The following is a 4,126-nucleotide window of genomic DNA, read 5'->3' on the forward strand; positions in this document are numbered from 1 at the left end:
GGGCGGTCTGCCCAAGCGCCGCCGCCGGCAGGCCGCCGCCACCCCGCCGCCCGGCGACTGGACCACCGGCGCCGGGCAGACCGGCGCCGCCGACCCCGACACGGGCGCGTTCCGTGTGCGGTCGGCGAAGGAAACCGCTTCGCGGATGGGCGCGTTCGCCCGCGGCACCCGCTCCGGCCGTTCCGCCACCCAGGACTCCGCCCCTCACCATGACGAAGGGAATCGCCAGGCATGAACGACCATCTCAACAACGAGCTCGGCTGGATGCTCGACGAGGTCGTCAAGATGCCGGAGGCGCGGCACGCGATCCTGCTCTCCGCGGACGGGATGCTCCGGGCACACTCCCAGGGCATCGCGCGCGACGAGGCCGAGCGCCAGGCCGCCGCACTCTCCGGGCTGCAGTCGATCAGCCGCTCCACCTCCGAGTTCTGTGATCCGCACGAGACGCCCTGGCAGCAGACGCTCGTCGAGTTCGTCGGCGGGTACGTCTTCCTGATCGCAGCCGGGCCCGGTGCGTATCTGGCGGTCTCGGCCACCGAGGCCGTGGACATGGAGGCGGTCAGCTACCGGATGCAGAAACTCGTCGACCGGCTCGGCAAGGAGCTCACCAGCCCGCCGAGGCAGGGCCTCCCGCGGCAGGGGATCGGCAGCCACGCATGAGCCCGGGGAGGCGCGAACGAGGATTGGTACGGCCGTATGTCGTGACCGACGGCCGTGCCTACCCGACTCGTAACACCTTCGACCTGGTGACCCTGGTCATGGCCCACCCCGACCGGCCGCTCACCGGGCTCAGCCCGGAGAAGCGGCGGGTCATGGAGCTGTGCCTGGGCGGGGCGCTCTCGGTGGCCGAGGTCGCCGGGTATCTGGAGCTGCCCGTCAGCGTCACCAAGGTCCTGCTCGGCGACCTCGTGGACAGCGGCCACATCAGCGCGCGGGCCCCCATCCCGCCCGCCGAACTCCCCGAGGTCCAGCTGCTCCAGGAGGTGCTCGATGGACTCCGCGCTCGTCTCTGACCAGGCGGCCTATCTCCCGGCCACGGTACGGGTGGCGGCGAAGATCCTGGTCGTCGGGCACTTCGCGGTCGGCAAGACGACCTATGTGAGCTCGTTGTCCGAGATCCGGCCGCTGCGCACCGAGGAGACGATGACCGAGGCCGGTGCGCTCACCGACGATCTGCGGGGCACCGAGGACAAGACGACCACCACCGTCGCCATGGACTTCGGCCGGCTCACCCTCAGCGAGTCCCTGGTGCTCTATCTGTTCGGTACGCCGGGGCAGCAGCGCTTCACCCGGCTGTGGCGGGACATGACGCTCGGGGCGCTGGGCGCGCTGGTGCTGGCCGACACCCGGCGGCTGGAGCAGTCCTTCCCGGTGATGGCCGTCCTGGAGGAGCACGGACTGCCGTACGCCGTCGCCGTCAACCACTTCGAGGGCGCTCCCCGCTTCGCCGAGCCGGAGGTCCGGGAGGCCCTCGATCTGCTTCCGGAGACGCCCCTGGTGACCTGCGACGCCCGGGACCGGATCTCCTCCACTCATGCGCTGATCGCCCTCGTCCAGTACCTACAGGCCCGCCAGACCCGTAGTTCTCAGGAGATTGTGTGACCAACAGTCCAGCCGCCGGACCCGTTCCACCACCCGGCTGCCCCGCGCACGCCGCCCCCGCCGAGGCCGGGGGCGCCACCGGGTCCCGCGCGGCCGTACCGATGTACGGTCCCGAGTTCGCCGACGACCCGCACGGTGCCTATGCGCGGATGCGCGCCACCTTCGGGCCGATCGCACCGGTCGAGCTCTCGCCGGGGGTGTACGCCTCGCTGGTCACCAGCTATCAGCTCGGCCTGGAGATCCTGCGCGACACCGAGCGGTTCGCCAAGGACCCGCGCGCCTGGCGGGCGATGCAGGACGGCACTGTGGGGCTGGACAACCCGGTCGCGCCGATGATGATGTACCGGCCGAACGCGCTGTTCAGCGACGGGGAGGCACATGCCCGGCTGCGCGGGGCGATCACCGACAGCCTGGACCGGGTGGATCCGCACGCCCTCAGCGAGTACGTCGAGCGCAGCGCGGAGACGCTGATCGACGCCTTCGCCTCCCGGGGCCAGGCCGATCTGATCACCGAGTACGCGTCGGTGCTCCCGCTGCTGGTCTTCAACCAGCTCTTCGGCGCCCGCCCGGCGGACGGGCCGAAGCTGGTCGAGACGATGATGAAGCTCTTCGACAGCGGCGAGGACGCGGCGGCGGCCAACGACGAGCTGCTCCGGTGGATCTCCGGCCTGCTGGCGGAGAAGCGCCAGCAGCTCGCCGCCGACGTCACCTCCTGGCTGATCGCGCATCCATCGCAGCTCTCCGACGAAGAGCTGACGCAGCAGATGATCCTGCTGATGGCGGCCGGTACCGACCCCGAGCAGAACCTGATCGCCAACGCGCTGCGGCTGCTGCTGTCGGACGACCGCTTCGCCGGTGAGCTGTCCGGCGGCAGCATGCCCGTCCAGGACGCCCTGGACGAGGTGCTCTGGAACGATCCGCCGATGGCCAACTACGGCACCCGCTTCCCCCGGTACGACTGCGAGGTGGCGGGCGTACGGCTGCGCAAGGGCGACCCGGTGCTCATCAGCTACGCGGCGGCCAACCACGAGGCCGCCCTGGCCTCCGACCGCCGTTCCGGCAACCGGGCCCATCTGGCCTGGAGCGCGGGCGCCCACCGCTGCCCCGCCGAGCGGCCCGCCCGGGTGATCGCCTCCGTGGCCATCGAGCGGCTCCTGGACCGCCTCCCGGACATGGAACTCGCGGTCCCCGCCGAGCGGCTGACCTGGCGGACCGGCCCCTTCCACCGTGCCCTGGCCGCCCTGCCGGTGCGCTTCCCCGCCCAGGCGGCGGCTCAGGCCGAGCCGTTCGCGGCGTCCGTGTCCAAGTCGGTCCCATTCGACGAGAGCCCTGGAGGCAGCCAGTGGAACCCCGTCCTATCGTCCTCGACCCCGCCGGCCGAGACATTGTCGGAGAGGCAGCCCGAGTCGCAGCAGGCGGCGAGGCGACGCTTGTTGAGCTTCCTGACGGCGTGGTGGCGTGGGCAATAACCCGCCAGCGCACGCTCAAACAGCTGCTGACCGACCCCCGGGTCTCCAAGGATCCCCGGCAGCACTGGCCCGCGTGGAACAACGGTGAGATCTCGCCCGAGTGGCCGCTGATCACCTGGGTCGCGGTGGAGAACATGTTCACGGCCTACGGCGGTGAACACCGGCGGCTGCGCACCCTGGTCTCCAAGGCGTTCACCGCCCGGCGCACCGCCGCCCTGCGGCCGCGTATCGAGGAGATCTGCGCCAGGCTCCTGGACGACCTGGCCGCCGCCGGGCCGGGCGAGGTGGTCGACCTGCGCGAGGCGTACGCGTACCCGTTGCCCATCCAGGTGATCTCCGAGCTGTTCGGGCTCGAGGACGAGAACCTGCGCGAGCGGATGCGCCGGGTCGTGGACAGCATCTTCCACACCTCCGCCTCCGCGGAGGAGGTCACCGCCACCTACGGCGAGATGTACGCCGTCCTCGGCGAGCTGGTGGCCACCAAGCGCGAGACGCCCGGCGACGACCTGACCAGTGGTCTGATCGCGGTGCGGGAGGAGGAGAGCGACTCCAGGCTCAGCGAGAAGGAGCTGACCGACACCCTCGCCCTGTTCCTCTCGGCCGGTCACGAGACCACGGTCAACCTCCTGGACAACGCCATCCACGCGCTGCTCACCCGGCCCGAGCAGCTCGAGCACGTCCGGGCGGGCCGGGCCACCTGGGACGATGTGATCGAGGAGACACTGCGGCACTCCGCCCCGGTCGCCAACCTGCCGCTGCGCTACGCCGTGGAGGACATCGAGCTGGACGGCGGCGTGGTGCTGCGCAAGGGCGACGCGATCCTGGCCGCCTACGCGGCCGCCGGACGCGACCCGGAGGTGCACGGCGGGGACGCGGACGCCTTCGACGTCACCCGGCAGCTCAAGAGCCATCTGGCGTTCGGCCACGGCGTCCATCTGTGCGTCGGCGCCCCGCTGGGGCGGCTGGAGGCCGCGATCGCGCTCCCGGCGCTCTTCGACCGCTTCCCCGGGCTCACGCTGGCGTCCGGGCAGGACCCGCTGGAGCCGGTGGAGTCC

The 4,126-nt window shown here is 71.5% G+C and carries 5 protein-coding genes and 1 pseudogene; all 6 read left to right on the forward strand.

What is annotated here, in order from left to right; translation table 11 throughout:
• A pseudogene (locus GWI24_RS41410) lies at positions 1-235 on the forward strand (ATP-binding protein); the annotation flags it as partial.
• Complete coding sequence (locus tag GWI24_RS41415) at positions 232-660, forward strand: roadblock/LC7 domain-containing protein (protein ID WP_037962350.1); 429 nt, start codon at positions 232-234, stop codon at positions 658-660. The pseudogene GWI24_RS41410 and the gene GWI24_RS41415, both read left to right, overlap by 4 nt.
• Positions 657-1,013: a DUF742 domain-containing protein gene (locus GWI24_RS41420; protein WP_037962352.1), complete on the forward strand. Its 357-nt coding sequence runs from the start codon at positions 657-659 to the stop codon at positions 1,011-1,013. Before GWI24_RS41415 ends, GWI24_RS41420 begins: the two co-directional genes overlap by 4 nt.
• Positions 991-1,602, forward strand: coding sequence for an ATP/GTP-binding protein (locus GWI24_RS41425; protein ID WP_210951181.1), 612 nt, complete (start codon positions 991-993; stop codon positions 1,600-1,602). Before GWI24_RS41420 ends, GWI24_RS41425 begins: the two co-directional genes overlap by 23 nt.
• Positions 1,599-3,071, forward strand: coding sequence for a cytochrome P450 (locus GWI24_RS41430; RefSeq protein ID WP_210951182.1), 1,473 nt, complete (start codon positions 1,599-1,601; stop codon positions 3,069-3,071). The genes GWI24_RS41425 and GWI24_RS41430 overlap by 4 nt, the downstream gene beginning before the upstream one ends.
• Positions 3,053-4,126, forward strand: a 1,074-nt coding sequence (locus GWI24_RS41435; protein WP_308344266.1) for a cytochrome P450, incomplete at its 3' end; no start/stop codon positions are given. The genes GWI24_RS41430 and GWI24_RS41435, both read left to right, overlap by 19 nt.

The sequence above is a fragment of the Streptomyces sp. MK37H genome, assembly GCF_018035285.1.
Lineage (GTDB): Bacteria > Actinomycetota > Actinomycetes > Streptomycetales > Streptomycetaceae > Streptomyces > Streptomyces endocoffeicus.

Excerpts from the sequence above, each read along its gene's own strand:
- GWI24_RS41425 (WP_210951181.1), top strand. The coding sequence starts at position 991 with ATGGACTCCGCGCTCGTCTCTGACCAGGCGGCCTATCTCCCGGCCACG.
- GWI24_RS41420 (WP_037962352.1), top strand. The coding sequence starts at position 657 with ATGAGCCCGGGGAGGCGCGAACGAGGATTGGTACGGCCGTATGTCGTG.
- GWI24_RS41415 (WP_037962350.1), top strand. The coding sequence starts at position 232 with ATGAACGACCATCTCAACAACGAGCTCGGCTGGATGCTCGACGAGGTC.